The 17272-nt window shown below is 66.6% G+C and carries 23 protein-coding genes, 2 tRNA genes and 1 pseudogene; 9 read left to right on the forward strand and 17 right to left on the reverse strand.

Annotated features, from left to right (window positions below; genetic code table 11):
* Window positions 1–99 precede the first annotated feature (99 nt).
* Window positions 100–378: an alpha/beta fold hydrolase gene (locus tag ACGFK0_RS17995; protein ID WP_392906521.1), complete on the forward strand. Its 279-nt coding sequence runs from the start codon at window positions 100–102 to the stop codon at window positions 376–378.
* 286 nt (window positions 379–664) lie between these two features.
* Here the strand turns inward: ACGFK0_RS17995 and ACGFK0_RS18000 are convergent, their stop codons facing one another.
* Window positions 665–1246, reverse strand: a complete 582-nt coding sequence (locus tag ACGFK0_RS18000; RefSeq protein WP_392906061.1) for a YceI family protein — start codon at window positions 1244–1246, stop codon at window positions 665–667.
* A 122-nt stretch (window positions 1247–1368) separates the two neighbouring features.
* Between ACGFK0_RS18000 and ACGFK0_RS18005 the strand changes: the two genes are divergently transcribed.
* From ACGFK0_RS18005 to ACGFK0_RS18015, 3 genes are all read left to right on the forward strand, one after another.
* Window positions 1369–1746 (forward strand): winged helix-turn-helix transcriptional regulator, encoded by a 378-nt coding sequence (locus ACGFK0_RS18005; RefSeq protein WP_392906062.1) that lies wholly within the window; start codon window positions 1369–1371, stop codon window positions 1744–1746.
* 93 nt (window positions 1747–1839) lie between these two features.
* Window positions 1840–2355 carry a hypothetical protein gene (locus ACGFK0_RS18010; protein WP_392906064.1) on the forward strand — a complete coding sequence of 172 codons (516 nt, stop codon included), beginning with the start codon at window positions 1840–1842 and terminating at the stop codon, window positions 2353–2355.
* 143 nt (window positions 2356–2498) lie between these two features.
* A complete protein-coding gene (locus ACGFK0_RS18015; protein WP_392906066.1) occupies window positions 2499–2774 on the forward strand; it encodes a WGxxGxxG family protein in 276 nt (91 codons plus the stop codon).
* A gap of 74 nt (window positions 2775–2848) precedes the next feature.
* On the opposite strand, the gene ACGFK0_RS18020 is transcribed toward ACGFK0_RS18015, so the two are convergent.
* Window positions 2849–2922 (reverse strand) — tRNA-Pro (locus ACGFK0_RS18020).
* 139 nt (window positions 2923–3061) lie between these two features.
* Here ACGFK0_RS18020 and ACGFK0_RS18025 point away from each other — a divergent pair.
* Window positions 3062–3132 (forward strand) — tRNA-Gly (locus ACGFK0_RS18025).
* Between the two features lie 237 nt (window positions 3133–3369).
* Here ACGFK0_RS18025 and ACGFK0_RS18030 read toward each other — a convergent pair.
* From ACGFK0_RS18030 to ACGFK0_RS18055, 6 genes and pseudogenes are all read right to left on the reverse strand, one after another.
* Entirely contained in the window at window positions 3370–3567 is a 198-nt protein-coding gene (locus ACGFK0_RS18030; protein ID WP_392906068.1) for a DNA-binding protein, read from the reverse strand.
* A 1228-nt stretch (window positions 3568–4795) separates the two neighbouring features.
* Window positions 4796–5032 (reverse strand): annotated as a pseudogene (locus tag ACGFK0_RS18035) (relaxase/mobilization nuclease domain-containing protein); the annotation flags it as partial.
* A 196-nt stretch (window positions 5033–5228) separates the two neighbouring features.
* The gene (locus ACGFK0_RS18040; RefSeq protein WP_392906509.1) at window positions 5229–5648 is read right to left on the reverse strand and encodes a plasmid mobilization protein; all 420 of its coding nucleotides are present in this window, start codon (window positions 5646–5648) and stop codon (window positions 5229–5231) included.
* A gap of 442 nt (window positions 5649–6090) precedes the next feature.
* Window positions 6091–6675, reverse strand: coding sequence for an HD family hydrolase (locus tag ACGFK0_RS18045; RefSeq protein ID WP_392906069.1), 585 nt, complete (start codon window positions 6673–6675; stop codon window positions 6091–6093).
* Between the two features lie 373 nt (window positions 6676–7048).
* The gene (locus ACGFK0_RS18050) at window positions 7049–7240 is read right to left on the reverse strand and encodes a DUF397 domain-containing protein (protein ID WP_392906070.1); all 192 of its coding nucleotides are present in this window, start codon (window positions 7238–7240) and stop codon (window positions 7049–7051) included.
* Complete coding sequence (locus ACGFK0_RS18055) at window positions 7237–8049, reverse strand: helix-turn-helix domain-containing protein (RefSeq protein WP_392906071.1); 813 nt, start codon at window positions 8047–8049, stop codon at window positions 7237–7239. The genes ACGFK0_RS18050 and ACGFK0_RS18055 overlap by 4 nt, the downstream gene beginning before the upstream one ends.
* A 106-nt stretch (window positions 8050–8155) precedes the next feature.
* Between ACGFK0_RS18055 and ACGFK0_RS18060 the strand changes: the two genes are divergently transcribed.
* Entirely contained in the window at window positions 8156–8545 is a 390-nt protein-coding gene (locus ACGFK0_RS18060) for an ATP-binding protein (RefSeq protein ID WP_392906073.1), read from the forward strand.
* 83 nt (window positions 8546–8628) lie between these two features.
* On the forward strand, window positions 8629–8895 hold the full coding sequence (locus ACGFK0_RS18065) for a hypothetical protein (protein WP_392906075.1): 267 nt from the start codon (window positions 8629–8631) through the stop codon (window positions 8893–8895).
* Window positions 8896–9108: 213 nt separating this feature from the next.
* Here ACGFK0_RS18065 and ACGFK0_RS18070 read toward each other — a convergent pair whose 3' ends face one another.
* From ACGFK0_RS18070 to ACGFK0_RS18100, 7 genes are all read right to left on the reverse strand, one after another.
* On the reverse strand, window positions 9109–9468 hold the full coding sequence (locus ACGFK0_RS18070) for a DUF6086 family protein (RefSeq protein WP_392906076.1): 360 nt from the start codon (window positions 9466–9468) through the stop codon (window positions 9109–9111).
* Window positions 9468–10658, reverse strand: a complete 1191-nt coding sequence (locus ACGFK0_RS18075) for a hypothetical protein (RefSeq protein WP_392906078.1) — start codon at window positions 10656–10658, stop codon at window positions 9468–9470. Before ACGFK0_RS18075 ends, ACGFK0_RS18070 begins: the two co-directional genes overlap by 1 nt.
* Before the next feature lie 285 nt (window positions 10659–10943).
* The gene (locus ACGFK0_RS18080) at window positions 10944–11420 is read right to left on the reverse strand and encodes a PIN domain-containing protein (RefSeq protein ID WP_392906080.1); all 477 of its coding nucleotides are present in this window, start codon (window positions 11418–11420) and stop codon (window positions 10944–10946) included.
* Entirely contained in the window at window positions 11417–11743 is a 327-nt protein-coding gene (locus tag ACGFK0_RS18085) for a hypothetical protein (protein WP_392906082.1), read from the reverse strand. The genes ACGFK0_RS18080 and ACGFK0_RS18085 overlap by 4 nt, the downstream gene beginning before the upstream one ends.
* 350 nt (window positions 11744–12093) lie before the next feature.
* On the reverse strand, window positions 12094–12219 hold the full coding sequence (locus ACGFK0_RS18090; protein WP_392906084.1) for a hypothetical protein: 126 nt from the start codon (window positions 12217–12219) through the stop codon (window positions 12094–12096).
* 587 nt (window positions 12220–12806) lie between these two features.
* Window positions 12807–13430 (reverse strand): NADPH-dependent F420 reductase, encoded by a 624-nt coding sequence (locus ACGFK0_RS18095; protein ID WP_392906086.1) that lies wholly within the window; start codon window positions 13428–13430, stop codon window positions 12807–12809.
* 138 nt (window positions 13431–13568) lie between these two features.
* Window positions 13569–14303 (reverse strand): SDR family NAD(P)-dependent oxidoreductase, encoded by a 735-nt coding sequence (locus tag ACGFK0_RS18100; protein WP_392906087.1) that lies wholly within the window; start codon window positions 14301–14303, stop codon window positions 13569–13571.
* 108 nt (window positions 14304–14411) lie between these two features.
* Between ACGFK0_RS18100 and ACGFK0_RS18105 the strand changes: the two genes are divergently transcribed.
* The gene (locus ACGFK0_RS18105; protein ID WP_392906088.1) at window positions 14412–15038 is read left to right on the forward strand and encodes a TetR/AcrR family transcriptional regulator; all 627 of its coding nucleotides are present in this window, start codon (window positions 14412–14414) and stop codon (window positions 15036–15038) included.
* A 461-nt stretch (window positions 15039–15499) separates the two neighbouring features.
* Here ACGFK0_RS18105 and ACGFK0_RS18110 read toward each other — a convergent pair whose 3' ends face one another.
* Window positions 15500–15823 (reverse strand): hypothetical protein, encoded by a 324-nt coding sequence (locus tag ACGFK0_RS18110; protein ID WP_392906089.1) that lies wholly within the window; start codon window positions 15821–15823, stop codon window positions 15500–15502.
* Window positions 15824–16649: 826 nt separating this feature from the next.
* Window positions 16650–16817 carry a hypothetical protein gene (locus tag ACGFK0_RS18115; RefSeq protein ID WP_392906091.1) on the reverse strand — a complete coding sequence of 56 codons (168 nt, stop codon included), beginning with the start codon at window positions 16815–16817 and terminating at the stop codon, window positions 16650–16652.
* Window positions 16818–16904: 87 nt separating this feature from the next.
* Here ACGFK0_RS18115 and ACGFK0_RS18120 point away from each other — a divergent pair, with 87 nt between their 5' ends.
* A complete protein-coding gene (locus tag ACGFK0_RS18120) occupies window positions 16905–17189 on the forward strand; it encodes a hypothetical protein (protein WP_392906093.1) in 285 nt (94 codons plus the stop codon).
* Window positions 17190–17272 lie beyond the last annotated feature (83 nt).

Below are 17272 nucleotides of genomic sequence, written 5' to 3' on the forward strand. Positions count from 1 at the left end.
GCACGCGGACCCGGTCGTCCTGCTGCACGGCACGCCGTTCTCGTCCTACGTGTGGCGTGGTGTCGCGCGCGCTCTGGCAACGACCCACCGCGTGTACGTGTGGGACATGCCGGGGTACGGAACGTCCGAGATGAGCGCCGGGCAGGACCCCGCTACCACGCCCTCGCCCTTGTCGACCCCGTCGCGCTCGCCCCGTGGGGGTCGCCGTTCTTCCGTCTGGTCGGGGCCTCCGACACCTGGATCCCCGCCGCCAAGGGCCACGAACTCGCCGCCCTCGTCCCCGGTTCGGGCCTCCAGGTGATCGACGGGGCCGGACACCTGGTGCAGGAGGACGCGCCCGCCGAGCTGACCGCCGCGCTCGCCGCCTTCCTCACATGATCGCGGCCGTGCTGTTCGACCTCGACGGGACGCTCCTCGACCATGAGGGGGCGGCGGCCGAAGCGATCATCCGCTCGTTCCCGGACGCGGACCCGGCGTGGCTCGTCCCCCGCTGGACGGAACTGAGCGAGGCGGCGATCGACCGGTACCTCGCGGGTGAGCCGGGCCTCGCCGCACAGCGCCGCTCCCGGATCGTCCCGCTGGCCCGGGAACTGGGGCTCAGGCAATGGGACGACGCCCGTGGGCGGCACCGGCCGTGTCCCGGTGCCGCCCGCGCACGTCCGGGTCAGGACGTCTGGAGGCTCGCCTGGATCTCCAAGATGATCTGCACCTTGTCGCCCAGCCCGAGCCCGTTGCCGCCCGGAACCTTGCCGGCGTCGCCGACGCCGAACTCCAGCCGGCTGATCTCGCCCGTCGCGGTGAAACCGGCGCGAGCGCCCTTGAACGGGTCGTCCTGCCGGAACGGGTCGGGGCCGAACCCTCCCAGCTCCAGATCGAGCGGGACCTGCTTGGTCAGGCCGCGCAACGTCAGTTCGCCGTCCAGGATGAAGCCGTCCCCGTTGCGACGCACCCCGGTGGAGCGGTACGTCATCGCCGGGTACTTCTCGACGTCGAGGTAGTCGGCGGACCTGACGTGCGCGTCGCGCTGGGCGTTGCCGGTATCGATCGAGGTCAGGTCGATGGTCGCGGTCACCGACGAGCCGATGGGGTCCTCGCCGGTCACGACCGTCCCCTCGAACGTCCCGAAGCGCCCGCGGACCTTGCTGACCATCAGGTGCCTGATGGTGAAGCCGACGTCGGAGTGGACGGGGTCGATGGTCCAGGTGCCGGCGATGTAGCCGGGGATCTCGACAAGCTCGGTCGTCATCGTGTCTCCTAGGGTTACGACAAGTAAGGCGGTTCTGTTTGGGAACCGCCTCTATGGTGCGGACACCCTCGGAGTCGGCACAAGAAGGCACTTTTTTCTGCCCTGGTCACCTGGAGATAACCATGGAGCACACACCCGCGGGGTGCCGGGCCCGCGAGATCCTCGACCGCGTCGGCGACAAATGGTCGCTGCTGGTGATCGCGCTGCTCGGCGAGCGCACCAAGCGGTTCACCGAACTCAAGCGCGAGATCGACGGCATCAGCCAGCGGATGCTCACCGTCACCCTGCGCGGCCTGGAACGCGACGGCATCGTCACGCGCACCGTGTACCCGGTGATGCCGCCGCGCGTGGACTATTCGCTCACCCCGATGGGCGCGACGCTGATGGACGCGGCCAACACCCTCGTGAGCTGGGCGGAGTCCCATCTTAAAGAGATCGACGCCGCCCGCGCCGACTACGACGTCCGCACCGCGGAGACGGAGGCCCTCAAAACACCGTGAGGCCCGCGGCGCGGCGGCCCCGAGGCATTTCTCACCCTTGATTGGCCCAATTCTCCACGTATCGTACAAAAAGGACAGTGAGGGGAGCCTGACGTGCTGCGCGTGTTCTGTTTCCACACCCTCGGGATCACGGTCGAGGACCTCTACCTGGTCGACCCGGACCCCCACCGCGGCGGACACGAACGCGGCGTCCGCGTCGAACTGCGGCTGCTCGGCACACCCCCCTGGCGCGGCTCCCCCAACGCGTCCCAGCAGGTCGTCGTGGACCAGGCCGTCTGGCGGGCCGACTTCCTGGAGTCGGTCACCGGCGGTCCAGGCTCCAAGGACCGCATGCACCACCACCCGGGCATGCTCGACAACGAGCCCGGCCGGCGCGTCTTCGAGCCCGGCCTCACCGCCGACCCCATGGGCTGGCTCGAACACCGGCTCTCCGACGTCCTCCCCCTCCTGAAGGCCGCCCACGTGGACGCCCGCAGCCACCACGCGTCCGCCGAAGCCCTCCGCGAAGCGGCCCCCGAGGTCGCCGGTACCGTCGCGACCGTCCTGGGCGAAGTCCGCGCCGGCACCCTTGCCACCACACCCCCCGAAACACCCATACGTCGCTCATAATCTCCTTTACCCCTTTCCTGTACTTCAGAAAAGCGCCAACAAACGGTGATCGCCCGGTATGAGGCGTTACGCGGCAACCCTTCAGGGAACTGCCTGGCAGCGACTGGATCCGCCACTCATTACTTAGGGAAATGGGGAAGAGCATGCGCAAGTTCCTCGGAGCGGTGAGCCTGGCCGCCCTGGTCGCGTTCGGTCCCGCGGCACCCGCATTCGCGGAGCAGGCCAAGCCACCGGCCGTCCAGCAGGTGCAGCAGCAGGCGCAGAACGAGGACGACGGCGGCGGCAAGGCGGGCCTGTGGGGCTTGCTCGGCCTCCTGGGTCTCCTCGGCGCGATGGGCATGAGGAAGACCAAGAAGCCGAAGGTCGGAACCGCGGAGACCCGCACCGGCACCGGCCGCCGCGAAGGCCCGGGAATGTAGGACGCGTCCCCGCATCCGGCCGCCGCCCGAGCGCGCCTCACGGCGTCGACCGAGCGGCGGCCCGGGACGTCCCGTCGGGCTGGCGGGATTTGAACCCACGACCCCCGGCACCCAAAGCCGGTGCGCTACCAAACTGCGCTACAGCCCGCACACGATGACGCGAGAAGTCTAGACCCGATCAGCCCCCGCCGCCGCTCCTAACCCGGCGCCCGCACCACCGGGCACGCCCGCCCCCGGAACCCTGTACGCTACGGGTTGGCGATCGAGGGCCCGCAAACCCTCCGCTCGCGGGCGTAGCTCAATGGTAGAGCCCCAGTCTTCCAAACTGGCTACGCGGGTTCGATTCCCGTCGCCCGCTCTCTCGTTTCCCCAGGTCAGAGCCCTGCGGGGCGATCTTGAGTGCCTCTTTCAAGATCATTTGTCACCCTCACTGGGATCTGGCACGTCTGGGCGGCATCCTGGTTCAACTACGAACCTCGGTGATCATGGTCTGACCATCCCTGGCGGAGATCAGCACGCCGACGAACCTGGCACCCTCAACACGGAAGGTCCGGCCCCCTGACGGGAACCGGACCTTCGTTCGTTGGACGGCTCGCTAGTTCGGCTCGATGCCGAGGAGCCGCCGTAGGTCGACTGTCACGACGCGGTAGCTGGCGCCGATGCGGATCACCTTGCAGGGGAACTGTCCATGGCGGGCAAGCTGGTAGGCGCGCGTGCGCCCGAGCCCGATGGCACGGGCTGCGGTCTCGACGCTGACCGTGATGGGGAGCGCAAGCAACTCGTCCTGGCTCATCTGCTTCACGCTCCGGCCCCTCTCCGGGGGTTGCCGAACCATCTCGTGCGCAGCCGCCCATTCTCGGGATGTCTCGCTCGTGGCTCGGTTCGTCGGAGCGTGGCCGCAGGTGCCGGTTCGACGACGGGGGCGGGGGACGGTGTTGCGCTGCCTCCGGGCGACAGACCGCTGCTGTGAACGTGGTTGATCGCGCTCCGGGCCTGGTCGACCGCCTCGCTGCATCCCGCGCCTTGGTGGCGGGCGTGGAGGATGGCGCGACCGAAGGCATCGAGTGCGGCGGCACCGAGGTAGCTGGTCGGGGCTCCGTCCGTCGGACGGCGTTCAGCCTCTCTGCGGCCCGGCGTGCGGCATCGGCTTGGGCGAGGCGCTGCTGGGCAAGACGGTGTTCGGCCGCCGACTCGATGAGGTCGGCGAGGTTCGCTATGAGGAACAGCAGATCGACGGTGAGGTCTCTTCTCTGCTCGCGTCGATCTCCCCAGCCGACGTTGGCGATTGCAAGCGTCCGTGCTGCCGCACGCAGGGCGCTTCCGTACGGAGTGACCGGTGGCGGACGACCGAACGGTTCTCGGGCAGCGCGGTCGTAGTCGTCGGCGGCCCGGGCCAGTTCGCGGTTGCCGGTGATGTCCGCCGTGACGTGCAGGACGTCAGCGGTCGCCACTGCGAGATCGGCGCGGGCCCTTGGATCATGGAGCGTTCGCATCTGCCAGGCCGCCGTCCCGGCCGCTCGGGCGGCCTCCCGGTAGGCCGCGGCCCGCACTTCGTGGTCGGCGGACGAACCCGGCGTCCACCTGCGCGACCGGACCGTCGGTCGGCGGGCCTCGCCGTCCGTCCATCGGTGACGCAGCTTGGGCAAGGTGAGGTCGGCGGCGAGCTTGCCGCCGGAGAAGAAGATCGGTTCACCCGCCGAGTTGTTGTAGTCGGGCACCGCGACGGCGTAGCCGGTCACCTCACCGGGCGTCCGGACGCTGAACCTCAGCCGCACCGCCAGCCCGCGCTCACGCAGGCCGGTGAAGAACGCCTCCTCGCTGCCGGACGATGCGGCAACGGCGGCCACGTGCCGCCGCAACGCAACACGCGGCGGCTCCTCCAAGCCAGCGCGCTGGGCCCGTTCCAGCTCAGCACGCGAAGGACGCGGCGCCGCCGTCCGATCCGCGGGCGCGGTACGGCACAGCCCATACCGCTGCTCGACAACCTGGCACGCAGTGCGGGCCTTGAGGTAGTCGCGGGTGATGTTGGGTCTGCGGCCGTCCTCTCGCGCGAGTGTGGCCACGACATGGATGTGATCGTCGGCGTGACGCACGGCGATCCACCGGCACGCCTCGGGATCGCCGCGTGGTGCGATGCCGGTCTGGTGCATCAGCTCCTCGGCGACGTCGGCCCACTCCTCATCGGTCAGGGGACGATCAGTGGGGGCGGTCCGGAGCGAGCACTGCCAGACCGGCTCAGCGGGCCGGCTCCGCCGCATCGTCTCCAGGGGCGAGCGCAGCGCCTCGGCCAGCGGCCGGAGATCACGCTTCCCGTCCGCGCGTCGTGTGGGTTCCAAAGCGGCCGGGTGGGGTACCCGGCAACGATGTGCGGGTCGGCGTGCTCGTTGCCCTTGCCCGGCCCGTACAGGTAGCGCAGGAGGTTGCCGACATCGGCGCCGCGAGTGACCTTCGCGATCACGGCAGCCGCCTACCGAGTTCCACGACGACGGCCTCCGCCCGCCGCACCACCTGAAAGCAGTACGCCGCCAACCACGTCACTGATTCCGGGACCTCGTCGTAGGCATTGGCATGGCGCACGAGCTGGTTGAGGTTCACCCCGACCGCGTTGATCTGACGGCTGGCATTCCGCAGCTCGGCATGCAACGCCACGAGCGCCCCGTCCACAGGTCGCTGCTCGCGAATCGCAGTGCGAACGGTCTTTACGACGAAAGCGCTGCAGGCGAGCCCGGCTCGCGTCGCCGCTTCGTGAAGCTCTTCATACTCCACGTCGCTGACACGGATTCTCAGCTCCCGCTCTCGCCGCCGCCCACCGCCGAGCTTCGCTCGACGCTGCAGCGGCTCCGCCCTGCCGTTGCCTCGCTTGTCTGTCGTTATATACCTCCGCTCCTGGCTTTAAGGACCGCGCTCGGTCCCCACCTGGCCAGTGTGATCTTCCGAGCGGAAGTTATCCACAATAGGTAGCGCTCTACCAGCTATCTTGCATCCCGCATTGACCTGATTATGCGTCAGTTCTCGAAGGCAAGTTCATGTCAATTGGCGAGCCGATTCTGACGCTTACTGTCGGCCGCTACCGCACCGTTCATCTTGCTGATGGAATACCCACTACCCGGTCTGCGCAGCAAGAACAGGAACCGCCGAGAACGTCCTCGGTGTCAGGTTCGTCCAGTCGATCTGGCGAGGGGAGGGATTTCATCCGTCGTAGGTTGCGAAGAGGTGGGCAGCCGTACTCGTTCGACTGATGGTCTTCCCAGGTTCGACCAAACCCGGGATGTCTGATGTACAGCAACACCATCGAATGCCCAGGACGAGGACGCTGTTACGCGCCCTCGTCGCCGTTCAACGCTCGCTTGAACCAGCCGAGAGAGCCGGTCTTCTGCGCCTCCTCGGCGAGACGCTTGGCAGACGCAGTCTGGAGCTGCGCAAGTGAGCTGTCTATCCACGGCTCGGTGTTCTGATTGCCGTGCTCCCGGTACTCGATGGCCTGAATGAGGCACTCAAGCTTGTCCGCGTCGCGGGCGCACATCGCTTCGGCGCTGGCCTTCCCCTCGTACTCCGCGACTACACCCGAGATCATCCTCGTGACCACCTCAGGCAGGCCGCGTGTCTGGCGCTCGGTGACCTGCTCGTTGGGTGCCTTCTTCACGTACGGCTTGGCCACATAAGGGATATCGGTGAGGCGCGTTTCCTGAGTGTCGTGGAAGAGGCTGAGCAACGCGGCGCGCTCGGGGTTGGCGCCCTCCATCGCGGCCAGGACGCTTGCGATGACCGCCGTACGGAGCGAGTGATCGGCGATGCTCTCGGGGTCCTTCACACCTGCCACGAGCCAGCCTGTGCGCTTGTAGCGCTTAAGAAGGCCGATCTCGTACAGGAAACCCGCCAGCCGCTCCGTCTCATTCGCCATGCTCACCCTCCTCTTAACGGCCGTCCGCCATACGTAGACCGTAGAGGGACCTCTTCCAACTCCCGTCGCGACTGGACGGACATCGCGGCTCCGTTCAGGACCCACGCCGCCCGATCCTGCAACCGACCGAGCATGCCGGGCTCGTCATGGACGATTGCGGGCCGGTGTTGCAGGACTGCCCAGACCGTATGAGCGACGACATCGATGTAGACGTTAGTCGGCTCCAACTTGCCCACCAAATGAGCCGGCAGCTTCGTGCCCCTCCATGACCGAGTGGGCAACTCGACCATGAACGTTTCGGCCGTCTGCGGTAAGAGAGCCCTCGCCGCACCGCTCGACTCACGGGCTCTCGTCGTGATCGCATGATGGGCTGTCAGGGGAGGTCGTGTGCTCCGCGCTTGATGTCGGCGGCCAGTCGGCGGAAGCGCTCAGCCAGAAGGGTGATGTGGCGGCCGCTCGGGTCCTTGCTGTCGCGTACGCCGACGTCACCAGAGAGATTCGCAACCTCCACGCAGTTGGACTGGCCGCCTGTGCCGCTGCGGCTCGACTTGCGCCACTGGGTCATGTGTACTTCTCCAGTTCGGCCTCCAGGTAGGCCCGACTTGGGCCGACCGGGGCGGCTATGTCGCTCATCAAGTCGTACCTTACTGCCACTTCTTGCACATCGAACGGGTCCATGAGGAAGCAGCCACGCGTCGCCGCTTCGGTGTAGGCGATGTCCCGGTCGCCGACCGTGAGGAGCACGAAAGGGCCGTCGAGGCCCGGATGCGCGCCCGCGTTGTTCTCCACTATCCGGATGCTGATGAAGGGAAGCTCGCTCAGCTCGATCAGCCGAGTGAGTTGGCCGCGCATGACGTCCGGACCGCCCACGATTTGTGACACTGCCGCCCAGCCGAGAAGGGCCGTCACTCGTGGTGGCTTCGTCCTGCCGAATACGGTGGCCTGCCGTGCCAGCCGCCGCTCAAGGGTCGCTTGAAGATCCTCCGCTGTTCCGGCGCTCAGTGCGGCACGCGCGTAGTCCGGTGTCTGGAACAGCCCCGGGATGACCGATGACTCCCACATCCTGAGCCTGGATGAGCGCGCCTCCAGTTCGGCGAGTTCCAGCAGCCAGTTGCCCTCGTCGGCACGCTCGGCGAACCCGACCAGGGCCGTGAACATGCCGTCGGTGTTCCACACACGGTCGATGATCTCCGCGTGTTCCCGCTTGAGCTTGAGCGTGTTGGACTCGTAGCGGGAAACAGTCGAACGGTCACACTCAAGCAGGTCGCCGAGAGCCTGCCCGGACATTCCGTGTGCTTTGCGGTGGCGGCGCAGGTGGCACGCTATGAAGTGCCAAATCGATCTTGACGGGTCGAGCGACTCCCGCGCGAGCATGGCCTCTCCCGTTTGTTGCGGATGGTTCCGGAACGTAGCGAGCGTAGCTCAGAGCGAGCATCCTTACACCCGAAGTAACCGGCAACGTTCCGAAGGTTGTAGCGATATGTCCGCACCTGCCCCAGAAATCCCGACTCTTCTTCTCGCCCCCAACGAAAGTGCGCCGGCGTTGGCGAGGAATTTCCTTTCCGCGCAGTTCCGGATGTGGGGCTCCGCGGACGACTTCGTGGCGCGTCTGGTGGTGTGCGAGTTGGTGACCAACGCGTGCCGGCACGGCGAGGGTCAGATCATCCTTCGTGTCTTCCGCGACGTCCGCGCGGACTTGGCGGTGATCGAGGTGTGGGACCAGGGAGCGGGGCTGCCGGTGGTCGGCCCGGAGGACTTGGAGGCGACCTCGGGGCGGGGCCTGCTGCTGATGTCGCAGATCGTGCACGACTGGGGAACCCGACCGATCACGGAAGGCGGAAAGATCGTATGGGCCATCTGCGCCCTCTGAACGTCCAGGTTGAGCGGCACGTCCTGCGGTGGCGGACGTACCGGGGCCGCGCCACGACGGAAACGTTCCTGAGCCTGTTGGCCGTGGCTCTGGAGCCTCGGGGGTGGCGCCTCGTCCGGCTCTACCGCCCGCAGGGGTTCCCGGTGCCTCTGCTATGGGTCTACGCCGGCGGCCCCGACGATCACGTCGGGCTCGGGTTGGTCGTCCTGGCCGTTCCTGGCGGCGCATGGGGATACCACGACGCCGAGCGCGGGCGGCGCGCCTACCTGGCTCCCTGCGGCGACACCAAAGCCGCTGCCGAACAGGTCGAAGACCTGCTCAGACACCGCATGTTCCCCGGCACCTGGTAGGCCGCGGGAGGGACGACCCCACGGAATGGGCTAGGAGAGTGTTCCTCATTCTCGGCGGTGCTGCACGGCCCCTGGCTGGGGAACTCGGGCCGCCACACGTCACCGTCCGTCCCGTCTTGCTGCCTCGCCCCGAGGCAGCGAGACGGGGCACCGCCGAGGTACGGGGCGGATGCACAGGGAGCGTCAAGAGGATCTGACATCACCCATTTGCAGTCAGGTCGGCATTCTTTGTGCAAATTCTGGCATAGATGACCAGAAGGACGTCTGTTCCTCACCGTCGGGAGCGATCTCCACGCCGCCTCGTTGAACCATCACCAGGGAGGTGAGTAGTACACCGCGCAGCAACTCTTGAGCAACGACGTGGTGGGTGGAAAAGTAATTTTTCACAAGGGCGCTCGTAAATTCACTAAACACAGACGGGTTGATGTCGTACATATCTTCGGCAACCGCCTCCAGGCCCGTTGGAAGCTCTAGGGTACGGGCGATCGCTTCCGCAAGGTTGACATACAGTTGCCCGACCCACAGTGATGGGCTCCACACGGTCTCGTCGTCGATGTCGAAGATGTAACCCATTATGACCACTCCAGCATGATCTGTTCGTTTGGATTCGCTTGACGCAACCTCTCGACTGCCGATTCTACCTCGGATCGAAATGAGGGATCGGCACCGGGACTGGTGAAGCGAAAACCGATGGGCGCTTGTTCGTAGTCGACCATGTACTGGCGCGCATCGAGATAAGATGAGAACTTCTTGTCAATGTGCTTGGCCACCCATCGTTCGATGTCGCCAGCGTTGGTCGCACTTTTCTCTTCCCACAGCACCCCGTCTTCGATGCAGTCGATATCAGTGATCGTCCTACCGGGCACGGCCGGATCGTCGACGACGTAGTCTCTACGCCCTTCCAACCGTGTGGGCTTGCTCGCTGCGCCCTCACCGGTACCGTCTCCCTCCGCATCCATACCACTGTCCCCGCCCTGGTCACCTTGAGCCTCTGGGGGCGCGGAATTCTCGCCAGTTTCTGCGGGGGGCAGGGGGTCTGCTGGTTCGGCTGGCGGTTCGCCGCTGTCGTCGTCGGTACCGCCGGGTGCCTCAGCGGTTGGGGGCTGTGCTTCGGGCTCGCGCTCGTCGCCTCCCCGGTTCTCGCTCTGCGGTGGGGCTTCTCTGTCGCCATCGGCGGTCTGGGCGTCTTGGAAGATGGCTCGCAGTTGTTCTGCGTTTTGGAGTTGTGCTTCGCGGGCGCGGGCCAGGCTTTCCAGGCGGGAGAACGGCCTGGGAGGGGCTTCGTAGTCGGTGGAGAGGGAGTTTGGCTGCTGAGGTGCTTCGGGGTCGTCAATCTTGTCGTCCGCGCTGCTACCGCTGTCCTGGGGGTGCGGTTCCTTGGTGCGGTCGTCCTGGTCTTTCGCCCCTCCGGCTTCGGGTAGACCGGTCCCGGGTCCACGGTTGTCGTTGACCAGCTCGCCCTCGTCCTCGCGCGGGTCCTCGGCCTTGGCTTGGCCGGGCTTCTCCGCTTCCGGGCCGCTGTTGCCGGCCTCAGCGGGGTCGGCTGTGTCATCGGGTTCTTCGGTCAACTGGATGCCGACGTAGGTCTTGTCGGCCTCTGGATCCTTCTTGGTGTCCGACTTGGCTTCGATCGAGCGGTCCCCGAGGGTCTGCTGCTTGTCGCCGGTCGGATCGGCCGGCGACTGGTCGCGAGTGCCCTGCGGGGGGACCTTGTCGGCGGTCTCGGGGCCTCTGCCCGGCCCACGGGGGTGATCCACGCCCACGCTCGCAATCCTTCGACAGGGGGAAGGCGAAACGCCCGACCGGACGGCTCGCCGGGCGTGTCCGTGACGTGCGGGGTCTACGCCGGATCACACCGGCCTCTACATAACCGCGCGCGTGGGGAGTTTGCACGTGCGCGATGCCGAGGCCGCAGCGCCCGCATGCGTTTGACGTTGCATCCCCATTAAAAGCCTTGATGTAGCCCGGTCTGCCGACCGCCGCTCAGGTCGATTCCGCGCCCGATACGGCCATCCCCCAGCGTCCAGTGGGGCCGTGACAAGCGGGCTTCAGGAAGAGCGAATGTCCTTCACGTTCTGCACCCTTACTCCCTTTCGGTCACCGGCCAACCCCGGCAGATGGGTGGCGTCGGCGGTCAAGATCAGCACATCAGGTTGTTGCCCCGCCGCCTCCGCACGATGGGCGTACATGTGAGCCGTCGCGGCGACCAAGGCGTCAACAACCTCCGTGGAGTCGAACCCTGCGTCACCGATCAGCTTCCCGGCGGCGCGTGCAAGGTCCTCAGTGACAGGCTCAACGACGGTCCTGGTGCTGGACAGCACATGGTTCAGTTTCGTGTCCCGGTCGGAGCCACGCAAGATCTCCGTCAGCACGACGCTGGACGTGACCAAGCGTGCCTGCTTGCGCAGCGCAGCCGCGAAGAAGATCGCAACGTCGCGGTCCGTGGCGGCCTTGTTGATGGCGTCGTTGTCGAGTACCAGAACCCCGCCGAGCCTCGCAGCTCGACGGCCTCGCACGGTGCTCACTGATCTTGCGCGGACGGCCAAGCGGCGAGGGCGGCCTGGATCTCGTCCTCACTGAACGGTCCGTGCCGATCTTCCAGCTCGTCAACGAACTCGGCGAGGGCGTCGAGTTGGAGCTTGGCCGCGATCGCCTCATCAACGTAGGCAGAATCGGAGAGGCCCAGCTTGCGGGCCTGTTCGCGGATCTCAGCCTTGCGGCCCCGGCGGATGGTCGCCGACAACTTCTCGGTCGCACCCGGACCGCCCGCGGGCTTACGAACCTTCGCGGCCTTGCCGCGCTTCGCGACACGGAGGGGCTGCTTGACGGGAGTCTGCTTAGCATCCACAACTCAATCATACCAATGGTAGGAGTGAGCTGCCCTCGGTGAGGGAATGAGATCTCGCATGCGCGCACCAGGACCCCTACGGCGGCATGCTCGTGACCATGGTGCAGGGATCCGCGCGCCAGGCTACGGATCACCCTGATCAAGCGGCGGACCAGGCGGGGCCTGCTTCCGACTGATGGCGCTTGCGGTCATCGCGTCGGCCGCGTCGGCCGCGTTGATCAGGTTTCCTCGCTGATGCCGCCGAGTCGTTCGACGTCCTCGGCTGGGATACCGGTCCGGAGGGAGACGCTTGTCGAGCGTGGCCTGACGCGTCTTCACGCGGCAGGATGCCAGATAGGCGCACACAGCCCTCACCCGCCGTCGTCCTTCTTGAACGCCATGAGGAAGGCGGCGCCTTCAGTGAGCAACCCGCCTGTGTCCATGTCCTCTTTTGCGGCACGCCGGTCCGCTTCACCTGGGACTTTGACAGCGGCCACACGATCACCTCCACCACTGGTATTCCGATAGACGATGCCGGTAGGCACGGAAAATGGGATCGAGGGGGACCCTCGCGCATTGTGTCAACCCGTCAGTGACGCAACCGCAGCCGATCTGCCGCAACTGGCCGTCACCGTGCCGCACCCGTCGTCGCCGGGCATCACAGCCTCATACCCTTCCCCTGGGACTGAGTATCATCCTGGTTCATTTTCGAATCTTCGTGATCATGTTGCGACCGCCCTCAGCGGAGATCGACACGGCGGCCCCAACGCCGGAGGCCCGGCTCCCGCCGGGGAACCGGACCTTCAGTCGCAGACGTCTTTTCAATTCGCTTCTGCCCGAGCGGTAGAGGTAGGTCAGCGGTGACTATGCAGTAGCTGACCCCACACGGATCACCTGCAGGGAAACTCTCTCGTCCGGGCGTCTGGTTCAGGATGCGCTGAGGGTGTTGCACTGCTCAGGGGCGGCCGTGATCGTCCGGACGAGGAAGCCCGTTGACGGGCTTGATCGCGCTCTGGGCGTGTTGGCGGCTTCGCCGAGCCTGGACGATCCAAGCTTCATCGCGAGTACCTCCTCCGGGGACGGCTCAAGCGGGAAGTTCGGTGACGCCGAGGGAGAAGTTCCAGCCGCCCACCCCGTGACGTGCGAGGCCCATGGTGAGCACACCCGCTCCTTCCAGCCAGTGCGCCATGTCCAGGCCGCCGACGTCCATCGGACGCATCCCGAGGCTCTTGATGAACGCCTCCACGGCCGCCTTGGCCTGCGTATCGTCGCCAGCGATGAAAACGTCGGGCCGGCCCTGCTCCAGGACATGACGGAAAATGGTGTTGAATCCCTTCACCACGCTGGCACTGGCCGGGGCCGCCTTTGCGGCTTTCTGCGCGATCGAGGTGACCCCGGGGTGGGCCAGACCGTCGGCCGTGGCGTTGAAAGGGTTGCTGATATCAATAATGACCTTGCCCGCGAGGGCGTCTCCGTAGTGGGCGACGACCGGAACGACATTGTCGGACAACAGGGCCGCGATGACGATGTCGCCGGCCGGAACGGCACCCCACTCTCCCGTCGTGGCGCCGCCGCCGAGAGCCTTGGCCAGGTCAGCGGCCTTGTCGTGATCGCGGCCCATGACCTCGACGGTGTTGCCGCCGGCCACCGCCAGCGCGCCGATCGTACGGGCCATGTTCCCGGTGCCGATGATGCTGATGCTGCTCATGAAGTGCCTCTTCCTTGTTCTCGAAATATCGCTTTGATTCGTGGTGCAGAGTCACGCCGCTCCGCATTCGAGGCTCAGTTCCTCGGCCCTGACGACTGCCTTTTTTCGCGAGTGTGTGGCGTATACCGGTGTGTTCGTTCAGATCACCGTGGTGCCGCCGTCGGTGGTCAGTTCCAGTCCGTTCACGTAGCTTGAGTCGTCCGAGGCGAGGAACAGCGCGACCGTGGCGATCTCCTCGGGGCGGCCCATCTCGCGCCGCGGGATCAGGGACTCGAACTGCTTCTTGGTCTCCCCGTCGAACAGCTCCTCCTGCTTGGCCGTGGCGACCTGGCCGGGGGTGAGCACGTTCACCCGGAGCCGCCGGTCCCTCAGCTCGTTCAGCCACACACGGGCCCACGCCTGCTGGACGGCCTTGCTCCCCGCATACACACTCCACCCGGGGAAGCCCCTCAGCGAAGCGTTCGACCCGGTCATGAAGATCGAGCCACCGTCGTTGAGCAGCGGCAGCGCCTTCTGCACCGTGAACAACGTGCCGCGCGCGTTCAGCCAGAACGCACGGTCGAACTGCTCCTCGGTGATCTCACCGAGTTCGCCCTGCTCCCCCGTCCCGGCACTCGCCCACAGCACGTCGATCGAGCCCTTCTCCCACCTGACCGTCTCGTACAAACGGTCCAGGTCGGCCAGGTCGGACGCGTCACCCTGCACGGCGGTCACGTTCCGGCCGATCACCTTCACCGCCTCATCCAGCGCCTCCTGCCGCCGGCCGGTGATGAAGACGTGTGCCCCCTCCTCAACGAACAGCTTCGCGCCGGCCAGCGCCATGCCGGTCGACGCGCCCGTGATCACCGCCACCTTGCCATCGAGCTTTCCCATAACCACTCACTCTCTGGTAAACCGATCTGTGTACGTAACGTATCCGCCCATCGACGGGAGCGCAAGCTATGTAAACCGAGCGGTACCGAACTGAGGTACGATGCAGGCATGACGAAGTTGGAGAAGGGCCCCCAAGGCCGGCGTCGCGGCAGGGGCGCGCGCGAGCGCATTCTCAGCGCGTCACAGCAGCTGTTTCGGACTCAGGGCATCAACCGCACCGGTATGAACGAGCTCTGCGCAGTGGCCCAGGTCTCCAAGCGCACGGCCTACCAGCACTTCACCTGCAAGGACGAGCTGGTCGTCGAATACCTGCGCCGGTTCGATCCCGGCCTCATGGCCGCGGTGTTCGACCGCACCGACCTCACACCCCGCGAACGGCTCCTCGCCGCCTTCGAGATGCCCACGTCCGGCCCAGACGAGCTCACGCCCCTTTGCCCCTACATCGCGGCTACCGTCGAAATGCACGACCCCCGACACCCCGCGTCCGAATACGCCCGCGAATACAAGCTCGCCATCGCCGCGCGGCTCGCCGAAACGGCCCGCGAAGCCGGCGCCACCGACCCCGAACAGCTCGGCGAACAACTGGCGCTGCTCCTCGATGGCGCCTCGGCCCGCACCCGAGTCCTCAACGCCGAGTCCTTCCCCACCGCCGCCGCCATCGCCACCGTCCTCATCGACAACGCCCTCTCCGTGACGGGTGGGGAGCAGGAAGACGTAAAGGCAACGGACGGGTAGTGGCCCCACTTCCTTCGGGCTATCCCGCAAGGGTGTAGCGCTTCGTGCCTCACTGAGTCAGATCAGGTGTAGTCCGGCTGTGGCCTACGCCTGATCCGCACCGGGGCGAAACGTAACAATGTGAGCGTGGAGTCCCTCAAGTGGCTTCGCCGGTGAGGCGGCGGCTCATCAAGTCGATCGCGGCTACGTGGATCATGGTTCGGGAGCTGGCGGACGGCGTGGGCGGTGCCGGACGTCAAGAAACCCCTGGTAGGACGGTTGATCTCTCACAACCCCCGTCCCCACCAGAGGCCTCACATGCTTTTGTACCGTGCTTCGCTGCCGTTGCCGCGTCAGACCTGGCCTACGCCACCGGGGTGGTGCGCCGCCACCGCCGGGCCGTTGGGAGCAAGGGCCGGTGCCTGCACCCGGGCAAGCAGGCCCTGATGACCCTGGCCTACCTGCGCAAGGTGTCGGGACGCTCAGTGGTTTTTCATGATCTTGTGAATCGATATATCCGGCCAGGGCGGCCGACGTAGTACCGCTGCGGTCGCCAGTCCCGCGGCGACGAGCCCGATCAGCCCGCCCAGCAGCGCGATCCGGGTCCCGTCTACTGCTGGTGTCCAGGACGCCCTGCCTTCGTGGACGACGAAGACGCCGAGCGGCGTGGCCCGCGGGCATCTGCCGCCGGTGACCTGGGCGACCGGAATCACCGTGGCGCCATCGGGCCTGTCGTATGGCTCGCCGAAGACCCGTTGCGCGCCCTCGCCACCTCGCAGCCATTCCAATTGTTTCCCTGTTTCCATTTGGCCTCCCCCGGCCCGCTCCCGACGCCTCAGGTTCCACGACTGATGGCGCCGGCGCGCACATTATGACCGCACTCGGCCAGGTGCTACACAGTCCCCGGAGACTTCCAAGCTCTGCGAAGCCAGCCGTCCGGAGACACGGACCGCTCACGTGCACGATCCCGAACGGCCGAGTCGGCCTGGGGGAGGGAGGCGGGGGATGACGGCGGCTACGCCGCTCCCTGCCGCCTCCACCAGTCCGTCTCAACCGTCCAGCTCTCGGGTTGTTCCCACCTCGCGACGCGATCAAGGACGGCTTGCGGTAGCCGTACCGAGTGCTCGCGGACGTAGTGCCCGAGCCCCTCCGGCCACAGATACTTGCCGTCCAGCAGCTCAAGGCTCCCGACAGACTCACCGCAGATGCGACACGTGGACTTGCCAGCGGCGGCCCAGGGAGCGCGCCGGCCTTGGTCCAGATAGTCCGCGACCCGTTCACGCTCGGCACTGTCCCATGAGGGATCTACCCACCGGTGAGGGTCCGGCCAGCGGGGCTCTCGTTCGCTCCACCAGTAGCCGATCAGGGTGAGCGTGAAGCAATCGTCGTCCATTCGGACAGGGTGCCAGGATCCGCCCGTTCGCGAACACGCGTGGGTGACCGCGTGCCCGATCGCGCCTGAGTCACCAGCGCTCGTCCAGATGAGCCAGCATGGCGCGGAAGCGGCGAGCATCGCGCCGAGGTAGAACGTGGGCGGCCGCCTCCAAGTAGGACCGCACCTCCCATGGATCGGTGCAGCACTCCCAGAAGCCGCAGCCCTCGTATCGCGTGTCCTAGAGCCGGTGGTGGGGATCATTCAGGACTGCTCCCCAGAGTCGGAGTGTGGCCGGTGGCGTCGAAGGCGTCGCGGACGAACGGCACGAGGCCGAGTCTGCGGCGGTAGGCGCGCAGGATCTCGGGTTTGGTGGTGTCGTCGATCTCACAGGCTGACGACCGGCGGCGGGACGTGATCCCCCACAAGCGCATGTCCTGGGGGCAAAGAAGCGGTCAGCGGCGGCGTGCGGAGTGCGTCATGGGGTAGTCCGGCTGCGTCACAGGGGAGGAATGATGATCAACACACTGCACAAATGGGGCGTGCGGTCCAATCTGATGTACACGGCGGGCATCGCCTCGATCGGGCTCGCGTTCACCTCGTGGATCGCGTCCAACCGGCTGGAGGCCGCGGGCCTGGACCGCGCTGACAGGTGGGGCATCTTCATCGGCGAGTGGGCACCGACGTTCTTCGCGATGGGGGTCGCTCTGCGCATGGAGGAGACGCGGGAGCAGGCCATGGAGGCATCCGGACAACGGGCCGACATGGAGGACCGGGTCGGCGGCTACGCGATGCGATAGCCGCGGGCCGGCCGCGGATCATTTCGGCCGGGCTCGCCGGGTAGCCGTTACCGGGTTGCGGCGCGGAGCCGGGCGATCGGCGG

The organism is Spirillospora sp. NPDC048823, assembly GCF_043198445.1.
Taxonomy (GTDB): domain Bacteria; phylum Actinomycetota; class Actinomycetes; order Streptosporangiales; family Streptosporangiaceae; genus Spirillospora.